The following is a 23,617-nucleotide window of genomic DNA, read 5'->3' as shown; positions in this document are numbered from 1 at the left end:
GACGGCTTTTTGAACAACCTTTTTACAACGCTACATGCTTCCCGTCTATCGTAGCATGTATCCTGATACGTTTTCCAACCTGAGAGATAGTGAAAAGCAGTTTGCCCACTACAACGCCAGCTTGTAGTAATCATTGGCCGACTTTACAAAAAAGCCGCATGATTCATACAGCCCCAAAGCACTGCTGTTTTCACAGGCTACCTCCAGTGATACTTGCGGACATCCCTCTTCCACCAGCATCTCGATCGTTTGTGCCAAAGCCTGGCGTCCATATCCTTTCCCTTGGTGATCTGGGTGTACACAAAATCCATAAATAAACGCCTTGCTCTCATCCTTGTTCACGCTTATTTTGCCAATGGCCTTATCATCGACAATCATTAAATGCGTGGTGGATTTGGGATCACCCGCCATATTTTCGGCCATTTCCCTTGCGCGTTCTTCCTCCATTTGAAAACCATGGACGTTCAGCCAAATCAATGTTTCGTAGTCACTGGCGATCTCCGGTCGAAGCAGTACGTTTCCTGAAACCGTTGCTCTTTGTTTCTCCCCTAAATCCATCCAATATTCCGAGAATTGATACTCCCCGCCGATTCGCTCCATATATGACTTGCCGCTTTGCGAATCTCGCTGAATGATAAACAACTGCGACGGAATACCTCTTCGCCTGCATGCATCTGCGGCTTGTGCTTGCAACGCTGTGAATATGCCTTTTCTTCTGTAGGCTGGATGGACCATGCCGCTCACTTCTGCCTCACCGCCATGAAACACGTAGAGCCCTAGAAAGCCAACCAGCTTTCCATCCGCATAACATACAAAGTCTTCTTCATGCTCTCCCGAACGCTTTTCCAGCATACCCGGGTTTACTTTGAGATCAAGCCCATCCTGCTCATTGCAAATCGCAGCCAATTCTTTAATCTGTGCCAGTTCTCCTGAGGTGAGTGTTTTTCTTGCCGTGATCGTATACGTCATCGCCTAAGCACCCCTTCTTTGATTAGAAGTATCGTCGTTGCAATTCAGCCACCATTTCTTCCAAATTATTGGCGACCTGCGGAATCGAATAGCCTACGTAAAGAGGCGAGGTAACAAACCTCGGAACTACTTTAGCGATCAGCTTTTCTCCCCAATGGTAAAAGAAAAAATTGTAGCTTTGGTTACGCGGATTGACATGAGTCAGTATCCAATGTGCTAAAATTTGTAAGTAGTCTGCCATTTTCGGCAATTGATCAAAGTCTGATAGAATGACATTATATTCAAAAAAACCTGCACGCGGATGCGTAGAAAGATTGCATTCAATCCCCGCCTCCTGATGGATGGTTATGCCAATAAAATCACTGTCTTTTACCTGATCCAAATAGTTGTAGTCATGTAATCCGACGATCTGCATGTGTGGATGACGGATGCTCCCCCCGGAATACGGGCCGTGGTTTTTGAAAAACAGGACGGAACGATAAGAGTTGCTTTGCTCCATTTCAAGCCACTTCTCTATCCCGAATGCCAGCAATGCTCGTACATGCTCTTTGGAATAGACAGACCAATCCCCTTGACATTCATCCGTCTCAATCAAAACAGTCTGATGCGTATCCTCCAAAACAGGGAATTTGTTCTTGAGCCAAATCATGGAGCCCCGCTGCTCCAAAACGTCTGTGAGACTGTTTCGATCACAAAAAGGACAGGCCGTCTCTGTGTTGTTTACACTCACTGGCTTTTTCCTGCCTATTTGCATGTTAAAGTGCAAGTGTGTCTGCTTCATTCCCGTGTCCCTCCAGTTTGTGCTTACTTCCACTTTACACGCATTTTCTGGGAAAATCATGACGTTTTTTGCGTAGACGACACTTTAGAAACCTCAATTGGACTGCCTATTTTTCAATGACTGTGGCGTTTGTTTCTTTTTTTATCTCAAATGTTTTACATACAATGGTAAGCAGTGAAACCTGGAAAGGTGTTGGAATTGGATGGAAAAATCATTTTATTATCCTGTTAGCTGGAGCGAGGCCCAACATTACAAAACGTTGCTTGATCAAGAAGGAGTCCCTTATGAAATTCAATCCCCGCTCGATTTGCCTGTCTTGGAAGAAGGTAAGCTGGCCATCGTCTTTCCTTCCATTCCTTTACGGATGTACGTCTGGGTGCGAACCTTGTTCTATCGTGACGGCCTGCGCTATCCGGATACGTTTTCGTTAGATGTCAAACTACATTAATCATAAGAGAAAGGTACCGGTTCCACTCGTTTTCATAAGATAGTAGCAGCGGCATTTCGAAACGCTTGTGGGGGAGGTGAAAAAGCTGCCGTCCTACAACATCCGCATCTCGATTGCAAAGCTACGTCTCGATCTGTTCGATGGGAACCAACTCATCCGCTCTTATCCTGTTGCCTTGGGCAAAATTGCCACATCGACACCACGAGGGGATTTTACCATCATCAACAAAGTCCCCTATCCGAATTCTTATCCGGGAGGTCCTTTGAGTGTATTCGGCACCTTATGGATGGGGCTAAGTAAACCACACTACGGCATTCACGGCACGAACAACCCCTCTTCTATCGGCAAGTATGTATCTCACGGCTGTATTCGCATGTACAATGAGGACGTGAATGCTCTGGGAAAAATCGTGCCCATCGGTACGCCTGTTCGAATCAGACAGCAATAAACATAAACATGAAATGACCCGCCTCACTTAAACCAAGGCGGGTCTTCTTTACATAAGATGAGTCTTTTTCGTTCTTTCTGCTTCCGTTTCATCCGCTTCCAAGTATACAAGAAATCTTCTCGCTTGTTTGTACATGATCGATAACGTCATTTCCCTGATCTTGTTCATGATCACTTCTTTATCCTCTGGATGCACTTCGGAAGAGAGCTGCTGTTCTTGCAGCTCTAGGTAAGACATCACCCATTCCGGGTCTAACTTATAGGCAGGCAACGACAGCGACTCCTCTACTCTAGTAATCTACTCTAGTCTACAGGTGGAAGCGTCGCTTTCCCAGCCCTCAATTACTGGCTACGCCACTAATTATTTCCCTTGCTCCAATTCCTCTACCAATGCTGATAATTCCGCCCAACGCTCAATGGTTGCTTCCAGCTCTGCCGCCACTTGCTGTTCTTCTGCATAGAGCTTTTCAATTTTGCCGTAATCGCTGCCAGACGCTGCAATCTCTTGCTTTAGCTGGACGCTGCGCTCTTCCAAAGCCGCGATCTTGCCTTCAATCGCATCCCATTCCTTCTGATCCTTGTAAGACAGCTTGCGTGTGCGGTTGTTGCCGCGATTAGCCCCGCTGTTGCTTTGCGTCTTTTCTGCCTGTGGATCCGCTTCTTGCACCTGTATTGCTTTCTCCTGGCGTCTTTCTTCCAGGTACTCGGAGTAGTTGCCATAATAATGACGAATGTTTCCTTGCCCCTCAAAAGCAAACAAATGGTCAACGGTACGATCGAGGAAATAGCGGTCATGCGATACCGTAATGACTGCGCCTGGGAATTGCTCGAGATAGTCTTCCAAAATACTGAGCGTTTGAATATCCAAATCATTCGTAGGCTCATCTAAAAACAGCACATTCGGCTCTCCCATCAGCGTACGGAGCAGATAGAGACGACGACGTTCTCCCCCAGACAGGCGGGAAATCGGTGTCCATTGCATATGCGGCGAAAACAGGAACCGCTCCAACATTTGTGAAGCCGTGATCGACTCGCCATTGCTCGTCTGAATGACCTCTGCTGCTTCCTTTACATATTCGATGACGCGCAGCTTTTCGTCCATCTCGACATTGTCCTGCGTGTAGTAGGCGATTTTAACAGTCGTCCCGATCTCCAATGAACCGCTATCCGGTTGAATTCTTCCTGCAAGCATGTTCAAGAGAGTCGTTTTCCCACTTCCGTTTGGCCCGATAATCCCCACACGATCACCCGGCAGGACAATATAGCTGAAATCGTTAATCAGTTTTCGCTCACCGTACGCCTTATGGATGTTCGTAAGCTCGATCACCTTTTTGCCGAGACGGCTGGCCCCGAGTGCCATTTCCATCTTGGCAGCAGGTCCATCTACTACTTTATCTCGCAACTCTTCCGCCCGTTGCACACGTGCCTTTTGTTTGGTTGTCCGTGCTTTTGCTCCACGACGAAGCCATGCCAGCTCACGACGAAGCAGATTTTGCCGTTTGCTCTCAACGGCCGCTTCGTTTTCTTCACGCTCCGCCTTTTTCTCCAGGAACATCCCATAATTGCCTTCATAGCTGTACAGCTTGCCGCGATCCAGCTCAAACGTGCGGTTCGTCACGCGATCCAGGAAGTAACGATCATGGGTGACGAGCAGCAAAGCACCCTTGTAGCGGGACAAATACTCTTCCAGCCACTCGACTGTCTCATTGTCAATATGGTTGGTAGGCTCATCCAAAATGAGCAGGTCTGCTGGTTGGATCAAAGCACGCGCCATTGCTACCCGCTTTTTTTGTCCACCAGAGAGCTCTCCTACCTTTTGTGAGAAATTGTGCAGGCCCAGCTTGGTCAGAATCATTTTGGCTTGCGTATTGCTCTCCCACGCGTCAGCCGCATCCATCCTGTTTTGAACAGCAAACAATCGCGCCTGCTTTTTCTCATCGTCAGGCATTTCCTGAACAGCCTCAAGCGCTGTTTCATAATCACGCAAAAGCTGAATGAGCGGAGAATCACCATAAAATACTTGTTCCAGTACCGTAGAGCTTTCGTCAAAATCGGGATTTTGTGGCAAATACTCCACATGGAAATGATTCGCGTGAACAATTTTCCCGCTATCGGCAGTATCCAAGCCCGCCACGATTTTCAAGAGCGAGGATTTTCCCGTACCATTGACACCGATCAGACCAATTCGCTCTTGCTCGGCAATATGAAAGGAAATGTTATCAAACAATACTTTTTCTCCATAACCTTTGGAGAGGTTTTCTACTGATAATATTTGCATGAACGTCACCTGTACTTTTCTATTTGCTTATCGAGAAGCCATATAAATCTTACACTCGATGGTATCATGTTTTTCGCGCAAGCTCTAGGGTGATTCAATGGATCGAGCAAATATTGGAATGACGCCTCATTAATGGTAAAATATAGAATATTAAGTAATAATGATACCTGGATAAAAATAAAATAGGAAGCGTCACCAGCAATAAGGTATGTCAACGAGCCCAAACAGAAGAAGCGTACTCTTTTCATCGAGCACGCCTGCTTTTATTCTTCTAACGACTGTCCTAATCTTTGCAGCACGTCGCCGATCCGTTCATTTTGGATGACCTCATCTGCCCACGCATCCAATGGGGTTGGTTCCTGATTGACAATGACCAGTTTGGCTCCTCTTTCTTTTGCATGCTGCGGAAACCAATTGGCCGGACTCACGGTAAGCGAAGAGCCTAATACGATGAACAAATCGGCTTGTTCGGTCCACGAGATGGCCTGATCGACTTGCGATTGCGGCAAAGATTCGCCAAACAGGACAACACCCGGACGCAAAAATCCTCCGCATGCGCATATCGTCCCTTGTTCCTGTAGATAGCGTGTATTGGCATACTCGGTCCCGCAGGCAAGACAGCGGATTTTCGCAAGGGAGCCATGGAGTTCGGCTACAGCCAAGCTTCCCGCCGCTTGATGAAAGCCGTCTACATTTTGTGTAATGATCCCATGAACCAATCCACGCCGCTCCCATTCAGCTAAGCATTCATGTCCGGCGTGTGGCTTGCATGACAGCAGTCCTTGAATGCGCATCTGATAAAATTCCACAAACGCTTCCCGATTCTCCATCATCGCGCGAGTACTCGCGAGTTGCATCGGATCTTTACCGCGCCATAGTCCAGACTGTGAACGAAAATCAGGCAAGCCACTCTCTGTCGACATGCCTGCTCCGGTGAATACAACTGTATAGGAAGATGTCCGCAACCAGTGTGCCAGATGATCCATCATGGTCTCCCCTTCTTCTTTGAAAATGTTCTTCTCCTGATTGTAATAGAAGAATGCCGGAATTGGGAGACCTGCCCATCAGGACACCATCTGTCTTTCCATTCAGTAGGATGGATAAACGGGTTGTGACGGATATCCCGTCGGCTGTTGATAGACTGGGTGCTGTCCATACCCACCCTGCTGCACATAGTAGGCATCGTAATAACCGTAACTGTCTGGCAACTGACTCGAGTAGCCATAGGACGGGTACTGGCTTGAGGCTGCTCTAGCTGGCAACTGCCCCTGCTGCTGACATCCTACAGGCGGGCCAATCACGACTGTTTGGGTAAGAGGCGCAAATGTTTCTTTTACCTTTGCTTCGTCTAAACAATACGTATGTGCCCACACACTTGCTGGAGTCAACCGCAAAATATCGGAGCCAAAGATCACCTCAGGAACAGGCGCATCAAAAATAGCCAGGAGATGCGTATCGTCTGTCAAAGCCATTTCATAATGCCACCAGCCCTGCGGGATATTGGCAACTTGTCTCGGTTTAATATGGTAGTTGAGCAATTGATTAGTAAAAGGATTGATTAAGGACACAATGGCCTCACCAGCGATACAATACACCAGCTCCGCTGCATTTTGATGAATGTGTGGCTCGACTACATTTCCCGTTGTCAGGAAAATATCCAGCAGCGAATTGTTGCCCAATGTATTTAATTGTGCGATCCCCAGGGAATCGATAAAATTCCGATCGTCCTTTTTGAAAAACAGATTATTCCTCAGATCGTACGTGAACTGAGTATTAGGCGATGTATAGTCGCGATAGGAAGTAGCCATCTGTCGTTGATCCTCCCACCGTATGGGTATTTGACTCATTATGCATCTCTATTCTCGTTCACAAAATATGTGCACCCATCTATTCCATCGAGGAAGTGACACAACTTTCACCCTCCCCTTTACACAAGCATATCCTATTAAAAGGCATAACGGGTACTCGAGGAGGGTGATCTTGTTTGACTACTTATTTAGTCTCGGACATACATGGTCAGAATCAGGCTTTTCAAAAGGCGCTGCGGGACGTTTCCTTCTCGCCCCAAGCTGGTGATCGTCTGTACGTATTGGGGGACATGATCGATCGAGGACCTGAATCAAAGGAAGTATTGCTCGATCTACTCGCTCTTCGGCAGGCGTATCCGAACCAAATCTATCTCATAAAAGGCAACCACGAGCAAATGCTCGAGGATTGGCTGTCCGGAAACGGCAATCCGGAGTTATACCTGCGCTACAATGGCGGCGATGCCACCATACGTTCTTTCTTAGGGAATCACCCGCTTCGGCGAGCTTTTCTCAACCGGACGCCTTCTTTGCAGGAACAAGAAGAAGCGCGGCAATTCATCCTTTCTCGCTATCCAACAACCTTGCCAACCTTGTCGTCTCTTCCTCTGTATATAGAGCTGCCAGCCGATCCGCGAACAGGAGCTCCAGCCGTACTTTTGGTACACGCAGGCATTCGACCCGGCATCCGCTTGCAGGATCAAAATCCGCAAGATTTACTATGGATTCGCGAGCCTTTTTATCTTTATTATGATGGAGAACTCCCTGTCATCTTTGGTCATACCCCTGTTCCCGGATTGCCCGAATACACAGGCAGCGGTCCTTGGCGCAGAGACAATATCGTCGGCATTGATGGTGGCGCAGGATATTGGCGAGGCGTCATGCTCGTCGAATGGCCTTCTCTTCAAACCATGTTCGTACCGATTCGGGATAGGCAATCCTCTCCACAAGTACGGGTCTACTGATCGTGCTCGGGGAAAACTGGGAGCTTTCGCACTGGTGCTCCTACCTGCTGCAAGCGCATCGGGTAGTGCATCCAGTATGATGCGGGAGACAAGCCCATTCGTTCAACAAATTATTACTTTTTATAATCTACTTTCGATTTGTAATATGTTAAGATATGGACGAGGTGTTTATATGAAACGTCAGCAAATCGTGGAACAAGCCATGTTTGCCGCTTGGGGAGTCTCCCTGATCGCAACAGGAGGCAGTTTGTTTTTTTCAGAGGTGTTAAAGTACATACCGTGTGACCTGTGCTGGTACCAGCGAATCTTGATGTACCCGCTCGTCATCTTACTCGGAGTGGCCACCGCGAAGAAAGATGACAAGATCGCGTCGTACGCCTTGATTCTCTCCATCATAGGAGGACTCACATCGCTGTATCATTACTCGATTCAAAAAATACCTGCCCTGCAAGATCTCGGTAGCGCTTGCGGCATTGTGCCATGCAACACGGACTATATTAACTGGCTAGGCTTTATCACAATTCCGTTCCTTGCACTCATTGCCTTCACCTTGATCAGCATCCTGCTTGTCATCGTTATGAAAAATGCAAAGGAGAAATGATTCATGAAAAAAGTCATCTTTCTATCCATCCTTGTGGCTGCGATCCTGATCGGTGCGATCGTGTACGCTGACATTTCGAACCGTCAGCTTGCGGAAGGAAACCCTTATGGTAAAGCCAATTTGCACCCCGCTACTCTCGAACAATTGAGTGACCCGCTGTACGATAATCTCATTATGCCTAATGAGCTCAAAGGTAAACTCGATAATCAGGAAGACGCGTTTGTTTACTTTTACAGCCCGGTTTGTGAGCATTGCAAAGCAACTACCCCCGTCCTTGTACCGATCGTGAAAAGCTTGGACATCGATATGAAAAAGCTCAATTTGCTAGAATTTAACGCCAGCTATGGTGAATACAACATCGAATTCACTCCGACCCTCGTTCATTACAAGGGCGGCAAGGAAGTAGCTCGACTCGTCGGTGGACGTGAAGCAAGCGAATGGAAAGCTTGGTTGGAAGAGCAGAAAAAATCATAACATTTGGTAGCCTCCCACAATTCTTTGCGGGAGGCTCTTTTATATTGGACATACGTGACAAATATGTGAAGAATTCCGTTCTCTTGGAAGAAATAGCCCGAACGAGTCATTAGGCTTTTCCAGTTATTTGCCTATAATGAGTACTGGGGATAATCCTTGAAAACGGAGGTAATCGCATGACCCTCACTTATTTCACTGAAACCTTTGGCTTTCGGGCGACATGGAATCCAGAGCTGATTCTTTTGACCTTCTTGATCGGTCTGGCTTATTTCTCGCTGACCGGACCATTACGCCAAACTTTTCAAGATTCCACACCTGTTACACGAAAGCAAAAGACTTTTTTCACTCTCGGCTTAATTGGTTTTTACTTTAGTATGGGGAGTCCTTTGAACGTGGCTGGGCATTTTTTGTTTAGCGCCCACATGCTGCAACAATCGTTACTCTATCTCGTAATGCCCTTGCTGCTCTTGGCAGGGACCCCGTCATGGTTGATCCGCGGCCTGTTCTATCGTCGGGGGCTCAAGCTGTTCATGCGCATAGCGAGTCACCCAATACCTGCTATTCTCATGTTCAATGCCCTGTTCTCGTTTTACCATATGCCAGTTATTTTAGACTTGGCAATGAACAACCTGGCCCTGCATAATTTGATTCATTTACTGCTGCTGGTGACTGCGATTTTGATGTGGATGCCTGTTGTCGCACCGATACCGGAAATTCACCGTCTGTCCGAACTGCAAAAGCTTGCCTACATCTTTGCTAACGGTGTTTTGATTACGCCTGCATGCGCACTGATTATTTTTTCAGCAACACCGTTGTATACGACATATGTAGACGGTCCGTCCATGCTCTGCGCTCCATTCTTTTCCACGCCGATCGACAAATCGATGTTCGCCGTTCCACTGCTCCCTCTGGAGGATCAACGGCTGGGCGGAATAGTAATGAAGCTCATGCAGGAGCTAACGTATGGAGTCGTCCTGGCTTACATCTTCTCTACCTGGTATCGAAAAGAAAAGAATCAGGAAGAGGACGGCCTCATGACACCATAGCCAAAAAGAATCAGAAAGGAGGCGCCACACACACGTGAATATCGCCCCTGCTACTGCTATTCGAATCCGACGGTTGCTCTTGTTGTTACCCGTCCTTGTCCTTGTTGCTCTTGTCGCTTCTTGGGTTTGGTTCGGGCCCAAAAACGCCCAGGCGAAATTACCTGATGTGACTCTGCAAACCATCGATGGACAATCCTATTCGCTAGCACCGCAAAAGAAAACGTTTCGCTTAGTGGAGCTGATTTATACCCGTTGCCCGGATATTTGTCCCACGACAACGGTAAAAATGGTTCAGTTGCAAAAGCGCTTGCTCGAAGCAAACTTGATGGGGCAAGACGTTGAGTTTTTGACCATCACGATTGATCCGCAAAACGACACCCCTGAGGTCATGCGCTACTATGCCAAGCAATTGGGGATTCAAGAACAAGGCTGGACCCTGCTTCGAGGTGATGACGAAACGATCAAAACGGTTACAAATTCGCTTGGCTTTTTTGCCAATAAGATGGATGATGGATTTATCTCTCATACATCGAGTACATATCTCGTGGATGATAACAATGCCGTCATTCAAAAATTCGGCATGGGTGACGATTTCGATCCCGAACAAATTTATCAGGAACTGTTGAAATTGAAGAAGGAAGGGTAATCCAACATGAAACGTACGATGATTCTGCTCTTATCCATGCTTATGCTCCTTTTAGCCGCTTGTGGAAAAGAGAACGAGCAACAAGCTTTTCAACCCGGAGCTCCCGTTGAGGCTGCCTTTACATTGGAACCAAAGGAGCTTGTAGCGGGCGACACCGTTACCTTCTCCGTTAAAGTTACGCAAGATGGCCAACCCGTGGATGACGCCAAGGAAGTGAAGTTCGAATGGTGGAAAGATGGGCAAGAAAAGCATGAAACGATCCCGGCTTCGCTGCAAGGAGACGGTATCTACACGGCCCAACAAATCATTAGCGAGCCAGGCTCTTATTTTGTCTACTACCATGTAACGGCACGTGATTTCCACAATATGCAGAAGACACCTTTTACCGTAAACAGCAAGGCTGGTGAGACGCCTGGGACGACGCCATCCGCACCTCCAGCTAACGCAGGTCAGTCACATGATCATGGGGCGGCAGGTCACGCGAATGGGGAAACCGTTGATTATCATTTCTCTCCAGCCGACAATATTCAAGTAGCAACACCAACTGCTCTCACCGTTCATCTCATGAAAGACAACAAAGCGTTGGACAAAGCAACAGTCAAGTTCGAGTTCTGGCGGGGAACTGACCAAAAGCACAGCTTCGTCGATGCAACGGAAACGGCGGCTGGTCAGTATGAAGGCAACGTACAGTTCCCTACTGCTGGAGATTATACAGTGAAGGTCCATGTGGAAAAGGGAGACATTCATGATCACAAAGATTTTTCACTTTCCATAAAATAAGAATGCAAAATAAAGCGGCCATCCTCCCAAGGAATGGCCGTTTTGCTCGTAAATTCGGTTAGCAGGTAAAATAGGCGATTCGATTCAAGTCTGTCCCGTAATACTCCCAACGATATCCATTCCAGCGGTATCCAGTTACAGAGTGACGACTGACATAGACGGGGTAAAACCAGAAAGAGCGACCATTTTTCAGCCAAACGTACGTGTAACGATATAAGCAGGGATAGAATCCGCCAGCATCAATCCGGCGTGTTCCCCCATATCCTCTTGCTCCCGGTGCACTTGGCGTCCTACTCGGTGGAGGACCTGGTGGCGGAGGGGGAAAACCTCCTGGTGAACCGGGGGAACCAGGGGAGCCTGGAAAATCTGGAGAACCATCTCGGCCGCCAGGGGGAAATTGATATGACATGACGTGTCACCTCCTACTAGTCTCCCTATAGGAAATGCAGCAAACGCACAGATGGTATGTGCGTTTGCCCGCCGTCATTCACCTATTTTTTCCGCAATAGCCTGTATATAAATCCCTTGTCCGCCACCCCGCAGGCGTCCCCACTCTTTTATCCTTTCCCAGTGTTTCGATTACTTTGATGGGCTGTAACCCTGCACAAAAATTGCACAGTCTCTCCCATTTTCAACCGATTTGATCCTTTTACGAGAAAGGCTGTATTTGGCTGCAGTTGTTTTGCTAGACGCCGATGCAAGCCTGCCTTACTCAAGCAATGTCTCACCCGATTTGCCGGAAATCCGGAGCGAATCGCTGCTCTTGCAATATACCTAGCACTACTTCCCAGCGTATATAAATAGTCTACATTTTTTTGACTCAAATATTTCCCGACATCCTCATGACCTTTCACGTCGTATTTGCCCATTTCCAGCATGCTGGCGAGCACGGCGATCTTTGTGGTATGCCCGACCTGGCTTAACACATCAATCGCTGCCTTGGCCGCATCCGGATTCGAACTAAAGGTATCATCCAGCACCTGAATGTTATTCGCGAGTCGATAGCTGGTAAGACGTTTTCGCTGTCCGCGAAACTGACTTAACCCGTGACGAATGTCATCGACGGGAATCCCCATCGTATGTGCGACTGCGATAGCAGCCAATGCGTTGTATAAATTATGCTCGCCAGGAATAGGAACAAAAAATGACTCCTTTTCTCCACGCAAAGAACATTCGAATCGAAACCCATTGCCTTCTATTTTCGTTCGCCCCGCCTTATAGTCCGCCTCATGCTCCTTGCCAAATGTCACGATTTTTCCCATGAACGAACCCAGGTAAGGCTGTTGAATAAACTCGCGAGAATAGGGACAATCCCAATTCAGAAAAATGGTTCCCGTGGGTTTCATATGACGAATTAACTCCGTTTTTGCTAACGCCAGCTGCCTAGCATCACCGCCAAAATTTCCAATATGAGCCGTGCCAATATTCGTAATGACTCCCATAGATGGCTGGATGATTTTGCAGTGCTGTCGCAAATGACCGCTTCGATAAATTCCATACTCAAGCACTGCGGCCTTGTGCTCGTCCCGAATTCTTTTGGTATGCGCTCTTGTATTTCCCAGGAAGTTCTTGTTGTACATCGATTTATATGTGGGCATGCGTAGATTCAGGATGGTGTAGATCATTTCCTTTGTTGTGGTCTTCCCTGCGCTTCCCGTCACGGCGATAACCGGCTTGTCGAGAATCAGTGTCTTTACCGGTACAGCAGCTCTTCTCTTCTTTTTCACGGGCATCACCCCTTTGCCTCGTTCTTCTCTCGATCAGCTTTCCTATTGTATGAACGACATAGACAGCCTGTATAGACCATTATCTATGAAAACGTTCCGCTACTATCCAAATCAGACGGACGACTTCTGGAATAGAGTAGCAAGGGAGGTGAAGCGAATGAAAAAGAAGGCCACCATCGCCGCTGTAGGCGACATCCTGATGTGGAAAGAGCAGGTGGCAACTGCCAGACTGCCTGGTACAGATCAATTCTCTTTTACGGATATGTTTCACCCCGTGACACCGATTCTCTCAGCGACAGATCTCACGATTGGCAATTTAGAAACCACCTTTTCCGGGAAGGCGCAGCCCTATCAAATCGGTTCGGCACGAACCGGTTACCCTCGCTTCAACTGTCCAGATGAATTGGCTCGGGACTTGAAAGCATCTGGCTTTGACGTATTGACGACAGTGAATAACCACTGTCTGGATGGCGGAGTAACCGGACTATGCCGAACCCTTGATGTTTTGGATCGATACAAGCTTGCTCATACCGGAACCTATCGAAGCCTTGAGGAGGCAAATACCTTCTTGATCAAGGAGGTAAACGGTATTCGCATCGCCATGCTTGCGTACACCTACGGGACAAACAAGCAGGTGATCCCCGCTCATACGCCATGGATGGTCCGACTTCTTCATCTTGACACGATATTATCCGACCTGAGAAAAGTCCGTCCTCTCGTCGATGTCGTGATCATTTCCCTACACTTTGGGATTGAATTCCGCTATACACCGACGACTCGCCAACGACATCTCGTACAAAGCCTGCTTGACAACGGAGCTGATGTCATCCTTGGGGCTCACCCTCATGTACTGCAGCCTGTTGTCACCCCGAGTATCACGACTGCTCACGGAACAAAGAGACAAACACTAGTCGCGTATTCTTTGGGCAATTTCACATCAGAGAAAATGCTCTCGTTTGATCAATCTCAGTGCGGAGCAATCCTGCGATTTACTGTCGAGAAGGATGAGCGGAATCAGATTTCACTCGAGCAAATTTCGGTCATCCCGACGTTTTCGCAACGCTACGTAAGTCAAGGGCGTATACGCTTTCGTGTCATCCCCATGCGTTCGTATCTAAAAAGCCCTGATCTGTATGTGCGACCCCTACAGAGAAAAAAGCTCCAGTTGCTGTGGAATCGCGCCATCCGTATCATAGGCAGGTCGCGGGGCGTATTGATTGAATAACACTGAAGCAAACGAGGGAGCCGTCAGTTTACTCCCTCCCCTTCCTCTTTTCCTACAAAGACCGCGATTGACGATTCACAGAACATTTTGGTAAAATCCTTTTGTAACTAACGAAATTAACTTAGATAGTTACAAAGGAGAGATGACTTGCATGATCACCGTTCGCCGTATCCACTCGGAGGATTTACCTGCATTTCTTGCCTTCCCGAACCACCCTGCATCCGTTCGGGATGATATAGCTGCTTACCTCGACAAAATGTTCGCACGAGGAGCCATGCGTCAGGACTGGTGCTTTATTCTGGAGGTACAAGGTGAGATCACTGGTCGTCTTGCCTTCTGGACATTGCCTGGCAGTAATCAAGCGACTGATTTGGTATTGTGGGAGCTTCCATGGAAAGAAACAGAATGTCCTTCGCTTGGAGCTCATTTTTTACGCGAAGTCTTTACACTCATGGCAGGAAATCTTTCGGAGAAAATCGGCTACGTCCTGGATTCACCTTCCTCCTCTCCCCAATGGCAAACGGATCACCAAGAGCGAAGAAATGTACTGGAGGCACTCGGCTTCCGAATTAGCCGGGAAACAAACCGCTTTGAATGGCATGCTCCGATTGATGCAACTGCTATACCGTCAAACAAAGCGCATGATCTGATCGTCTACCGCAGTCTTCCTGAGGTTGGCGAAGCTGCATTTGTGGATGCCATCATGCGCGTCTCGCAATTCACCTATGATCAACAAATTACAGAGGAGCGCATGGAAAAAGGCCCTCTAGTCCAAGCACAGGAAATGTTCCAGGATTTACAGCAAATGAAATACGAACCGGAATGGTGGCAGCTTGCCTATACAGAAAAAAATGAGCTCATTGGATTTTTGATGCCTACGGTCAGCCCTACCTTTGCTACGATTGGATACATAGGTGTTCTCCCCGAGCAAAGAGGACACGGCTATATTGATCGATTGCTGAAGCAAGCCACAGACGTTCTTGTTCTAGCAGGAGAAACATCCATTCGCGCAGATACCGATGTAAAAAACACGCCAATGGCCAAAGCCTTTTTACGCGCTGGATACCAGCACTTTGCCAGTCGCCAAGAATTCTCACTGGATCATGTCTTGCCGCTCTAACGCACATACAAAAAAAGGGGGCGATTGCAGTAACAATCACTCCCCTTACTTCCCTTGTATGGACAATATTTATGGGACAATCTCAGACATTTCTTCCGGGCATACAGCTTGCTTTAGCATTTCTGTTGCCTGTTCCGTATCTACGTCTTTTACCAATTCAATCTCACTAATGAGGAGCTGCTGCGCATTATCCAGCATCACTTTGTCACTCGTTCCCAATACTTTTTCTTTACTCATACCAACCAAATCGCGAATGACCTCAGATTGCTCGTAAATATCGCCACTCTTCATTTTTTCTGTATGAAGCTTGTAGCGCTGCGCTGCATTCAAGGCGGTGTCGCGTTGCCCCTCTCGCATGGCGGCCAATACATTCTCCAGAATGTCGGATTCGACCACCTTTCGAATACCAAGAGCGGACATCTTTTCAACCGGGACCATGATGTTTAACTCTTTCAGCAGCATGTTGAGCACATAATAGAGGTGTTTTTCACCCAGAAATTCTTTCTCCTCCATCGCCTCGATTACGCCTGCCCCGTGCATCGGATAAAAAACCTTGTCTCCAACTTGAAACATACGTCCACCTCCTTCAAAGCAATCTATATCCATTATAGCACAAATATCGAATTTAAAATTTTTTATTTTATCATGACGTTTAAAATTAAGTCAATAAAAAATTTACATCTTACTCATGGAGCGTTTCTGTTGCCATTCGCCGCCTAGTTTGAATACGATCACACCCCCGACAATGACCAGAACTCCAAACAATTGCGTGAAAGTAATCGGCACTTGAACCAGCCCTAACCAGCCGATTGAATCCGACCATAAAGCAAAGCCGAGCTGCGCAGTGAGAACGATGGAGATGGCATACGTTGGGCCAAGCAGTCTCATCCCTTGCACCAGACAAAAGACCACCCCAACACCGATCATGCCACTGAACCAGTACCACGGCTGCATAGCTGGAAGCGAAAACAACTGATTGCCTTCGAAAATGAGACCCATCGTCAAAGACGACAGAAATCCCATCCCAAGCACAAGTGTCGTCGTAGACCATGTTCCTGCCTGTTCACTTACTTTCCTGTTGAAAATATTTTGCAGGCTGACCAACAAGCCAGCCAGTAACGCGAAGAATAACCCGACTACCATGTTATTGACACTCCTGTCTCCTTATTCGTTCGAAGTCTCGCTCGCCATTTTAGCTAAACCTTCCCTATCCTTGATCAGAAGGAATCCATTGGCACGCTCAATCAGTCCCTCCTTGCAGAACTGCTGGATGACCCGATTCAAATGTCTGTAGCTCGTCCCAATCATATTCGCTGCATCCAAGAGATTGCTCGTACTGATTTGTTCTTTGTTGGCAGTATTCCACTCTTCTATGGAAACGGACAACAAATAACGAGCGAAACGTACCTCAACTGGGTACAGAAGGTTGATGCTTAATGAGTTGGACTTCACACAAAATTTATGCGTAATGATTTGCAGTAAAAATTGCAGGAGTGGAGCGTAGTCTGTTCCGTATTTTTTCAACCAGCGATAATGAATCCCGATCATCTGAACAGACGAGGCTGCTTCCACCGAATTCAGATAAGAAATTCCCCTTACATACTCAATATCTCCGATCACTTCAAGCGGCTTTTTAAAGGAAAGGATCAGGGTTTTTCCCTCGGGGGAAGTCGTAAAAATCTTTACTTTGCCCTCCACCAAAACATACAGATGACAGGCCGTTTCGCCCTGAGCACAAATGAGCTCCCCTTGTTCAAATTGAAACAAGGACAAATACGGCAGAAAAGGCTCATGAAAAACAGACGCTAACTGATGGTCACGGAGATATTGTTGCAAAAGCTCACGATTTTCGATTTCCTTCATTTCTTTTGTTTCACCCTCTCGACATCAGGCTCTCAGTATCAGTACCCCCAGAATCATCATCCCGATCCCAATAAAATGCGGCAGCCTCATCTTTTGTTTATCCACACCGAACCACCCATTACTGTCAATGAGAAAAGTCAGGCTTAGCTGCGCAATCAAGAGGGCGGAAATCGTCATGGTTACCCCGATATGGTGAATGGCCGTAACATTGCTAAAAATGATAAACGCGGCGAATGCCCCACCTGTCAAATATAACGGTTTCACTCGCCTGTATGCCTGCCATTTTCCATCTCGAAAAAACAACAGGAGTAAAAAAGCCGTGAGGAAACCCGTTAACTGCGTAAGTGTCGCGGTTTGCCAAGTACCAATATCTTGACTGATTCTTGAATTCGCTACACCTTGCAAGGTAATGAAAACACCGCCCAAAATAGCAAAAATAATTCCTTTCATCCTCTCACCTCACACTGATCTGTTCCTAATTAAAAAGGATCGCAAGGTGGATAGGGAAGGACATATGTCCTCATGGTTTTTGTTGCAAAAAACAAAGGAGAGAGCCTTCCCGTTTGAAGGCCCTCTCGCTCATTCTTCTCATTGAATCTTTTTCTGTTTCACGATTCCTATTACAAGCAGAATAATCATCCCAATGATCGTGATCGGCAGAAGCCATTTCCCAAAGCCGCCTCCCCATCCTAACGCAATGGAAACCGACTCCAACAAGATTACGGAAAAAATAATTAAGCAGCTATTTTTTATTTGGTTTACGATTTTTCGACTGTGCAAATAAAACGACTCGGCATTCAATTCAGTGAAGCGTGCCGGATAATTATGCAGCTCTGGATGTTTTTCGAGTATCTGCATGAGGAAAATGATAAAGACACCAATCCCAGGTAAAAGAAGCAGTTCCCATTTTGAGCCCCAGCGATCTACTTCACCCAGAGCATTGTAATGGGCAGGCACCTCGTCAGGAAGCTTATTCCATGCAAAGACTAAAAAGAGTAGCGATCCCACGAAAAATAAACAACCAACTACATCCCATAACCATTCGCTGCCTGTCTTTGGGATATGTATGATTGGCCTCTTCATTTTCTCCCCCCTTACTGCTGCTGCTCCTACAAGTATTTTACCATTTATGTTTATTTCCGAGTCAAGGTCAATCCGTTACACACTTCTGGGCGTTTTTACATATCTTGATGTGGAGTAAGGAGGGAAAAACAGTGAACGACCCTTTGCGAGAAAGCATGTTGTTTGAGCATCGTTTCTGGCTACAAATTCTGGGCGATCATGCCCGCTTTATTTTTCAATCACTCGCTCCGAATGAAGAGCAGGAGATTGAAAGAGCCATATACTTTATCGTGTCATTCGATAACTTACTGGATAACGCCAGGCAAAACCTGTCTTCAGATGAACTTCTCACCCTCAACCAGCAAGCAAGTGCGCTCACCCAACAACTTCGTGATTTTAAACTCCACATTTTGGAAAGGCACCTCATCAGTAAAATATCGATCAGTCTTCCCCCAACGTTTTTAAACCACATGGTCAACGAACTAGAAGAATATGAACGAATTTTGCATGCTTTTCTCTCCGGAAGCTTACCATCTGCCAATCACCCGGTAGAGCTCCACCTTCTGTGGCTATCCGATGCGGTAGGGCATGCAGCCACTATCACTTCCCTTTTGGACATGGTGGAAAAAGACTATCAGCTTAAAAGTGAACAATTCACCAAAAAATTCGAGCATTTTTACCTAAAAGCGGTGGAGTTGGCCGGGTATCTCCGAACAAACTTGAATAACTTCCCGGCACTACGTCGTTTTAACCATCAAGCAGAAATGGAAATGAAGCTTTTTCAGGTATTCTTGCATGAATTGGGAGAGATGCGAATGTGCGATGAATTGCTAGGAGTTTTCTCCCCACTTATGGCCGACCATATGTCTCGAGAAGAATGCTACTATTTGATGAAGCTATCTGAGGTTGCCGACGTGCAATCACCAGACTGTTTCCCGACCAGACCGCGAATCGAGTAAAAGCTTAACCATGTTCAGAACGGGGCGAAAGCTAAAGGCTTTACGCCTCTTTTTCATTCTTTCTTTGCGATATCCACTCTTGCATAAGCAAGCAGGAAGCTGTCCTCATATGCTATACAGTACCAACGTTAAGGAGGAAGTGTCATGGATCCTATTGAGCATCACAGACAGCGAATGCATCACCACATGAGGCAAGCAGAACGTTTTCGCTCTTTAGCTTTTGAACATCGGCATGATCGCATGCGTCATCATACCTTTAGAGAAAGAGAACACTTCCATCGCATGCGGGCCCATCACCACAGAACGCAAATGCATTCGATGCGTCGTTTTTAACATGGAAAACTCCCGTTACTGGGAGTTTTTTTATGGGACAAGCACACCCGAGACAATTGTATGAAGAAATGGGCACCATTCTTTTATTCATTCTGTGCTCATGCCCATTCACGAAACTGGGTAAACGCATAGACATACATCATATGTGATCAAAAGTGGAAAATGGGCTATGATCCGCCCAAATCCTTATGCGGAGGTACAACATGACAGATGTTTTTGTTGAACGATCATTAGAGGAAATACGTTTTTGGTCCCGCATCATGAAAGAACACTCCCTGTTTCTCAAATTGGGCTTTAACTGCGAAGACACAAAATTGATTGAAGAAGCGAATCGCTTTTACAGCATTTTTGAAGAAATTGAAAGCCAAGCCCTTGCCTTTTCTTCTGATGTAGAGCCTCAACGAATCTATGACTTTAATCAAATCGTTCACAATGCCGCTTCCTATATTTGGGCTTTTAAACGCAAAGTACTCGGACTCATTATTCGTTGCAAAATCGGTGGTAACAACTTTCCGCTGTTGGTCGATCACGTGAGCCGGGAAGCCGCCTATTTCCGGAATCGATTAGAACAACTGAATACAGGAAACCTTGATCCCTTACCAGATGCGGTGATTAATGAAAATGTCTTTTTCCTGCGAATCATGGCTGACCATGCGAAATTTATTAACCATTTGCTCGATCCTTCCGAAAGAAAGCTAGTGGATCAAGCTAGAGAATTTAGTCATGATTTTGATCAATTATTGTTCCAAGCTCAGGATCTTGATTCCATGCGTCCCCAGTCTCAAACGAAACCGCTCCTGAATCAATTTGTCGATCAAAATCGCGTATCCGTCCGTCAATTGCGTGACTTCAAAAAAACTGCTCGTGATCTGATTGAGGAATGCAAAATCAAGAGCATAATCCCCCCGTTGCTCGCTGACCATGTATTTAGAGAAGCCTCGCATTTTCTAGAGATTTTAGATGCCTTTGAAGTATCCCTTACACACGTAAAGTAGGGAAGGAAAACAGGAGGTACAGCTTCTGTCTAACAAAATTCACCCGTAAGAGTCCGCATAAACACCTCATTAAATTGTTCAATATGGGGAGACTCCGCCCACCTCGATAAAAAAAGCACCCAAGAGGTGCTTTTACGTCTATCTATTCCGATAGCCATTATTTTAAATTAAGAAAAATAACCGTTTCCCCTCTTTCCCCTCTTACTTCCACCGCGTTTGATACTGCGATTACATTATTGTTTTGGTCTAAAGCATAAGCATGTATTCTGTATAGTTTTCCAATTCGCAAACTATAAATTTTTGTGCTAGTTGAGTACGAAGTACCACCTGCGTCCTCATATCCATCGGTTATATTGTAACGAACCCACTTATATCTATCTACATTTGGAACATGATTAAAACGCACTTCAATATCTTGAAACTCTTCCTGTTCAGCAGAAGCTTTTGATAACTCGTTAGATGAAGAATATGGAGTGGTTGCAGTAGTTACAGGTGTTTGCTGCTCCTCCTGTGCAAATGCAGGAACTGCTGAAGTCAATAATGCCACTGTCGCTAAGCTTGTCATAAACTTTTTCATCGTAAAAACACTCCTTTTTACATTTCTTTTTACCCGCCTTCTGAAGAAGAGCAAGTTGATAGGGAGTAGACTTGGTCATGGTGAGTCTTACTGGTCATTACATGTATTGATTTACCGATACAGAAACATCAGCCGGATCACTTGAGTGATTACGGAAGTTCACATAGTACGTGCCAGGTGGGAGCCAAAACGTCTGTTTGCCTATGACTTCTCCTTTTATCTGAAACGTCTTTGGTTCCTTACCTGGGGAAACCACTACGTATTCGATATCAGCATTCTGTCCCGTATGGTGGGTGGTAATCTCTACTATTCGGTAGTAGTTAACAGTGAACTGGGCATAATCCTCAAAAGCGATCCATCCATCAGTATTTCTTAATCCTAGTTTTCTAAAAAAGATGTTTTCATTTGATTGCTGCTGAACATTTTTGATTTGCTGATCTCTACCAATGACACTGCCCTCTTGTAACCTAATCTTTTCTTGACCTAATTTCTCAGTTTGTGAAACGTCATTTGCAAACACAACTTGCGAACCGAAAGTTAATGCAGAAACAACGGCACCTAAAGTCATTAACTTTTTAATCATACTCCACACTCCCACTTAATCTTTTCGAACAAATCCTTTTTCATATTTCTTTATAAAACCAAAATTAATACATCATTCCCATCTCCTTCCAATTATTTCAAAGACATCATAGCATGCGTTTCTAAACAATACAACCGTATTATTTAAAAACGTTCCAATTTTCTCCTTTTAGCTAGCATAATCTCCATTTATTCCCCCAGTCCGGTAAATCCCTGCATAGTAATTCCCAAAGGAGTTTGGCGTGGCCGCTTCCTTTATTTAGCTATTGGAATTTGGAATGTTTTTACATACTTTGGCAAAAGTGACGAGTAATTTAACTTAGGAATATACTAAATAACATGAGAGACACCTCCTCTAAGACAGGATGGTGCCTCTTTTTATTCATAGGTTAGGATATATTTGGGTCCCTCATTCTTTGGACTTCTGACCTTTGCAGGTATAGCTAGTTCCCTTTGCTCAAGCTAATCACATCCCTTCGACATATCGCTGGGTGGTGTTATTATTGAAAAAGAACTTAATTGGAGGACAAAAGCATGACACACAGAAAAATGCTGATGTTGATTGTGGTGCTGCTGGTCGGAGCCGCCTATTTCTTTGGACTTGTGCCAATAGAGAACAAAACAGTCAGCAACGGGAACGTAGACCATACGATTGTTTTTCCATCTGATCGATACCCTCAGACTGCAAAGCATATCAAAAAAGCGATTGCCTCTGGGAAGTCCGCTGTATGTACAATTGACCGCGATGGAGCAGATGAAAATCGTGAAGAATCACTCAAAGGCATACCTACAAAAAAGGGACTCGATCGAGACGAATGGCCGATGGCAATGTGTGCTGAGGGTGGAACAGGGGCACATATCGAATACATATCACCATCCGATAATCGAGGAGCTGGATCGTGGATTTCCAATCAACTAGAGGATTTTCCAAACGGAACTAAGGTTGAAATCCTGGTCAAATAAAGTGTCTGTTTTGTGCACCCACAGATTACTGATACGAATAAACATTTCACAGCAAAGAACCCGTCTCCTTAAAACAGGGACGGGTGATCTATTTCTTGAATGGAATCAGGAACTTGGTTTTTAGGGCTGCTGATCATTGCTGGTACAGGATAGACTCTCATCTGATCATGCACAGATTTCATTTTCATGGAATAGTGAGCCTGATCTCGATTCAATGACTCTTATCATTTCTAGTTACAAAAAATCAACACAATACAACCACTGAGTAGCCCGTTTCATTCTATCTTCATAATATTTTTGGTTAAAACCGGACATTATCATTGATTCACTGAATTTTATGGTTTCTACTAGGATGAATTCGACAAATTCCTTTTTAGGCAGAATCGTTTCTTTCTCAAAATCAAAAATCGAGTCAGTCACTTTAACTGAATATTGAATAGTATTACTTGGAAGATCTACTAGTGAAAAATAACTCTGTGTGCCAGTGAATTGAACATTAGCAAAATTAAATTTGATAAATCGACTCACGAGGGATAAAAAATCGCCCCAAAGATCGGTTTCGAAGACATGTTTATGCAACAATGTATCCTCATTGAAGGTAAGGTGAATGGCTGTATCAACATACCGGCGATCTCTTTTGCACGAGAAGTACTTATTCATTTCTTCCCTATCGTCCAATGGGACAAAAACTAAATCAAAGCAGTCAATGAAGGTTTTGTTTTCTTTACACATTTCTTCTTGGTTTATGAACTGTCTTGGTTTTAAAATATATGTTTCTTGTGCGAACATATGGCGTTCCCTTTCTACATACCAATCATAAGTTTAGCTCATAATCAAAGATATATATGGAATCGTAATATATTTCCCTTGTTACTCGCAACATTTTCGCCCTGTTTCATAAGGTAGAGCCCTCTTTTTAATAAAAGAGGGCTCTCAAATCTATCTTTAATCGTATGTTGCTTGGTTGATGC

The 23,617-nt window shown here is 45.6% G+C and carries 30 protein-coding genes; 13 read left to right on the top strand and 17 right to left on the bottom strand.

Annotated elements, in window-relative coordinates:
* Nucleotides 1-108: 108 nt before the first annotated feature.
* Nucleotides 109-969, bottom strand: coding sequence for a GNAT family N-acetyltransferase (locus AB432_RS10415; protein WP_048032223.1), 861 nt, complete (start codon nt 967-969; stop codon nt 109-111).
* Between the two features lie 22 nt (nt 970-991).
* Complete coding sequence (locus tag AB432_RS10410; RefSeq protein WP_048032222.1) at nt 992-1,750, bottom strand: DUF4931 domain-containing protein; 759 nt, start codon at nt 1,748-1,750, stop codon at nt 992-994.
* Nucleotides 1,751-1,952: 202 nt separating this feature from the next.
* On the opposite strand from AB432_RS10410, the gene AB432_RS10405 reads away from it, so the two are divergent.
* Together AB432_RS10405 and AB432_RS10400 are read left to right on the top strand one after the other, a co-directional pair.
* Nucleotides 1,953-2,198, top strand: coding sequence for a hypothetical protein (locus tag AB432_RS10405; RefSeq protein ID WP_048032221.1), 246 nt, complete (start codon nt 1,953-1,955; stop codon nt 2,196-2,198).
* A 76-nt stretch (nt 2,199-2,274) separates the two neighbouring features.
* The gene (locus AB432_RS10400; RefSeq protein WP_048032220.1) at nt 2,275-2,646 is read left to right on the top strand and encodes a L,D-transpeptidase; all 372 of its coding nucleotides are present in this window, start codon (nt 2,275-2,277) and stop codon (nt 2,644-2,646) included.
* 48 nt (nt 2,647-2,694) lie between these two features.
* Here AB432_RS10400 and AB432_RS10395 read toward each other — a convergent pair whose 3' ends face one another.
* The 4 genes from AB432_RS10395 to AB432_RS10375 form a co-directional block, all read right to left on the bottom strand.
* Nucleotides 2,695-2,916 (bottom strand): hypothetical protein, encoded by a 222-nt coding sequence (locus AB432_RS10395; protein WP_007727805.1) that lies wholly within the window; start codon nt 2,914-2,916, stop codon nt 2,695-2,697.
* A gap of 90 nt (nt 2,917-3,006) precedes the next feature.
* Nucleotides 3,007-4,923, bottom strand: a complete 1,917-nt coding sequence (locus AB432_RS10390; RefSeq protein ID WP_048032219.1) for an ABC transporter ATP-binding protein — start codon at nt 4,921-4,923, stop codon at nt 3,007-3,009.
* Between the two features lie 263 nt (nt 4,924-5,186).
* Nucleotides 5,187-5,909 carry an NAD-dependent deacylase gene (locus tag AB432_RS10380; RefSeq protein ID WP_048035754.1) on the bottom strand — a complete coding sequence of 241 codons (723 nt, stop codon included), beginning with the start codon at nt 5,907-5,909 and terminating at the stop codon, nt 5,187-5,189.
* 102 nt (nt 5,910-6,011) lie between these two features.
* Nucleotides 6,012-6,731, bottom strand: coding sequence for a cupin domain-containing protein (locus AB432_RS10375; protein ID WP_048032217.1), 720 nt, complete (start codon nt 6,729-6,731; stop codon nt 6,012-6,014).
* 176 nt (nt 6,732-6,907) lie between these two features.
* On the opposite strand from AB432_RS10375, the gene AB432_RS10370 reads away from it, so the two are divergent.
* The 6 genes from AB432_RS10370 (at nt 6,908) to AB432_RS10345 (ending at nt 11,240) form a co-directional block, all read left to right on the top strand.
* Nucleotides 6,908-7,693 carry a metallophosphoesterase family protein gene (locus tag AB432_RS10370; protein WP_048032216.1) on the top strand — a complete coding sequence of 262 codons (786 nt, stop codon included), beginning with the start codon at nt 6,908-6,910 and terminating at the stop codon, nt 7,691-7,693.
* 172 nt (nt 7,694-7,865) lie between these two features.
* On the top strand, nt 7,866-8,294 hold the full coding sequence (locus AB432_RS10365) for a disulfide oxidoreductase (protein ID WP_007727820.1): 429 nt from the start codon (nt 7,866-7,868) through the stop codon (nt 8,292-8,294).
* Nucleotides 8,295-8,297: 3 nt separating this feature from the next.
* On the top strand, nt 8,298-8,768 hold the full coding sequence (locus tag AB432_RS10360; protein WP_048032215.1) for a thioredoxin family protein: 471 nt from the start codon (nt 8,298-8,300) through the stop codon (nt 8,766-8,768).
* Nucleotides 8,769-8,944: 176 nt separating this feature from the next.
* Entirely contained in the window at nt 8,945-9,814 is an 870-nt protein-coding gene (gene ctaG, locus AB432_RS10355) for a cytochrome c oxidase assembly factor CtaG (RefSeq protein ID WP_007727822.1), read from the top strand.
* A gap of 34 nt (nt 9,815-9,848) precedes the next feature.
* A complete protein-coding gene (locus AB432_RS10350; protein ID WP_048032214.1) occupies nt 9,849-10,460 on the top strand; it encodes an SCO family protein in 612 nt (203 codons plus the stop codon).
* A 6-nt stretch (nt 10,461-10,466) separates the two neighbouring features.
* Nucleotides 10,467-11,240: a FixH family protein gene (locus AB432_RS10345; RefSeq protein ID WP_048032213.1), complete on the top strand. Its 774-nt coding sequence runs from the start codon at nt 10,467-10,469 to the stop codon at nt 11,238-11,240.
* Nucleotides 11,241-11,298: 58 nt separating this feature from the next.
* Here AB432_RS10345 and AB432_RS10340 read toward each other — a convergent pair whose 3' ends face one another.
* Nucleotides 11,299-11,649, bottom strand: coding sequence for a transporter (locus tag AB432_RS10340; protein WP_082195899.1), 351 nt, complete (start codon nt 11,647-11,649; stop codon nt 11,299-11,301).
* A 148-nt stretch (nt 11,650-11,797) separates the two neighbouring features.
* Nucleotides 11,798-12,973: a UDP-N-acetylmuramoyl-tripeptide--D-alanyl-D-alanine ligase gene (locus AB432_RS10335; protein ID WP_048032212.1), complete on the bottom strand. Its 1,176-nt coding sequence runs from the start codon at nt 12,971-12,973 to the stop codon at nt 11,798-11,800.
* A 151-nt stretch (nt 12,974-13,124) separates the two neighbouring features.
* Between AB432_RS10335 and AB432_RS10330 the strand changes: the two genes are divergently transcribed.
* Nucleotides 13,125-14,192, top strand: coding sequence for a CapA family protein (locus AB432_RS10330; protein ID WP_048032211.1), 1,068 nt, complete (start codon nt 13,125-13,127; stop codon nt 14,190-14,192).
* Nucleotides 14,193-14,343: 151 nt separating this feature from the next.
* Nucleotides 14,344-15,312 (top strand): GNAT family N-acetyltransferase, encoded by a 969-nt coding sequence (locus AB432_RS10325; RefSeq protein ID WP_048032210.1) that lies wholly within the window; start codon nt 14,344-14,346, stop codon nt 15,310-15,312.
* A 69-nt stretch (nt 15,313-15,381) separates the two neighbouring features.
* Here the strand turns inward: AB432_RS10325 and AB432_RS10320 are convergent, their stop codons facing one another.
* The 5 genes from AB432_RS10320 to AB432_RS10300 all read right to left on the bottom strand — a co-directional run bounded on the left by AB432_RS10320 (nt 15,382) and on the right by AB432_RS10300 (nt 18,258).
* Nucleotides 15,382-15,885: a CarD family transcriptional regulator gene (locus AB432_RS10320; protein WP_048032209.1), complete on the bottom strand. Its 504-nt coding sequence runs from the start codon at nt 15,883-15,885 to the stop codon at nt 15,382-15,384.
* Nucleotides 15,886-15,987: 102 nt separating this feature from the next.
* Complete coding sequence (locus tag AB432_RS10315) at nt 15,988-16,455, bottom strand: DMT family transporter (RefSeq protein WP_048032208.1); 468 nt, start codon at nt 16,453-16,455, stop codon at nt 15,988-15,990.
* A 21-nt stretch (nt 16,456-16,476) separates the two neighbouring features.
* Complete coding sequence (locus tag AB432_RS10310) at nt 16,477-17,175, bottom strand: Crp/Fnr family transcriptional regulator (RefSeq protein ID WP_048032207.1); 699 nt, start codon at nt 17,173-17,175, stop codon at nt 16,477-16,479.
* Between the two features lie 24 nt (nt 17,176-17,199).
* The gene (locus AB432_RS10305; RefSeq protein ID WP_048032206.1) at nt 17,200-17,625 is read right to left on the bottom strand and encodes a DMT family transporter; all 426 of its coding nucleotides are present in this window, start codon (nt 17,623-17,625) and stop codon (nt 17,200-17,202) included.
* A gap of 138 nt (nt 17,626-17,763) precedes the next feature.
* A complete protein-coding gene (locus tag AB432_RS10300; RefSeq protein ID WP_048032205.1) occupies nt 17,764-18,258 on the bottom strand; it encodes a DUF1648 domain-containing protein in 495 nt (164 codons plus the stop codon).
* 131 nt (nt 18,259-18,389) lie between these two features.
* Here AB432_RS10300 and AB432_RS10295 point away from each other — a divergent pair, with 131 nt between their 5' ends.
* On the top strand, nt 18,390-19,196 hold the full coding sequence (locus tag AB432_RS10295) for a DUF2935 domain-containing protein (RefSeq protein WP_048032204.1): 807 nt from the start codon (nt 18,390-18,392) through the stop codon (nt 19,194-19,196).
* Between the two features lie 213 nt (nt 19,197-19,409).
* On the opposite strand, the gene AB432_RS31290 is transcribed toward AB432_RS10295, so the two are convergent.
* Nucleotides 19,410-19,532, bottom strand: coding sequence for a hypothetical protein (locus tag AB432_RS31290; RefSeq protein WP_048032203.1), 123 nt, complete (start codon nt 19,530-19,532; stop codon nt 19,410-19,412).
* A gap of 200 nt (nt 19,533-19,732) precedes the next feature.
* Here AB432_RS31290 and AB432_RS10290 point away from each other — a divergent pair, with 200 nt between their 5' ends.
* Nucleotides 19,733-20,524, top strand: coding sequence for a DUF2935 domain-containing protein (locus AB432_RS10290; RefSeq protein ID WP_048032202.1), 792 nt, complete (start codon nt 19,733-19,735; stop codon nt 20,522-20,524).
* Nucleotides 20,525-20,681: 157 nt separating this feature from the next.
* Here the strand turns inward: AB432_RS10290 and AB432_RS10285 are convergent, their stop codons facing one another.
* Entirely contained in the window at nt 20,682-21,101 is a 420-nt protein-coding gene (locus AB432_RS10285) for a hypothetical protein (protein WP_048032201.1), read from the bottom strand.
* Between the two features lie 97 nt (nt 21,102-21,198).
* Nucleotides 21,199-21,684, bottom strand: a complete 486-nt coding sequence (locus AB432_RS10280; RefSeq protein WP_048032200.1) for a hypothetical protein — start codon at nt 21,682-21,684, stop codon at nt 21,199-21,201.
* 533 nt (nt 21,685-22,217) lie between these two features.
* Here AB432_RS10280 and AB432_RS10275 point away from each other — a divergent pair.
* Complete coding sequence (locus AB432_RS10275) at nt 22,218-22,646, top strand: NucA/NucB deoxyribonuclease domain-containing protein (RefSeq protein WP_048032199.1); 429 nt, start codon at nt 22,218-22,220, stop codon at nt 22,644-22,646.
* Between the two features lie 234 nt (nt 22,647-22,880).
* On the opposite strand, the gene AB432_RS10270 is transcribed toward AB432_RS10275, so the two are convergent.
* Nucleotides 22,881-23,435, bottom strand: a complete 555-nt coding sequence (locus tag AB432_RS10270) for a hypothetical protein (RefSeq protein ID WP_048032198.1) — start codon at nt 23,433-23,435, stop codon at nt 22,881-22,883.
* Between the last annotated feature and the right edge of the window lie 182 nt (nt 23,436-23,617).

It is taken from the genome of Brevibacillus brevis (assembly GCF_001039275.2).
GTDB classification, from domain to species: domain Bacteria; phylum Bacillota; class Bacilli; order Brevibacillales; family Brevibacillaceae; genus Brevibacillus; species Brevibacillus brevis_C.
Note: the sequence above shows the minus strand (reverse complement) of the source record. Positions and strands in the feature narration are given on the sequence as shown.